At 68.5% G+C, this 534-nt stretch carries 1 pseudogene; it reads left to right on the forward strand.

What is annotated here, in order from left to right:
• Positions 1-53: 53 nt before the first annotated feature.
• Positions 54-534 (forward strand): annotated as a pseudogene (locus ACNAW0_RS30600) (transposase); the annotation flags it as partial.

Genomic DNA, 534 nt, shown 5'->3' on the forward strand with positions numbered 1-534 from the left:
CTGTCGGGATACACGCTGGTAGGTAAGTGTCTGATGGTCTATCTTCTAGAGCGATGTATGTGAAGACGACAGTCCGGAAGACCAGGAGCGGTTCTGTCCGCTACCTGCACCTGGCCCACAACGAGTGGGACCCGGTAGCCGGCCGGTCCGTCCCGAAGATCCTCTACGGGTTCGGGCGGGAGGACCAACTCGACCGGGACGCGGTCAAGCGGCTGGTCGCGTCCCTGGCTCGACTGCTCGACCCGGCCGACGCGCTGGCTGCGACGGCAGGCTCGGAGTTGCAGTTCGTGGAGTCACGGCCGTGGGGTGGCACGTTCACCCTCGACGCGCTGTGGCGTCGGCTGGGCATCGACACCGTGTTGCGAGGCCTGGACGCCACGCCGCGCCGCGGCCGGCCCCGCGACACCGCCGTTACCGAGCGGGTGCTGTTCGGCCTGGTCGCCAATCGGGCGCTCGCCCCGTCGTCGAAGCTGGCCGCCGCGGACTGGATCAACCACGACGTGCACATCGACGGCCTGCCCGAGACCAGCGACG

It is taken from the genome of Micromonospora sp. SL1-18 (assembly GCF_047921505.1).
Taxonomy (GTDB): domain Bacteria; phylum Actinomycetota; class Actinomycetes; order Mycobacteriales; family Micromonosporaceae; genus Micromonospora.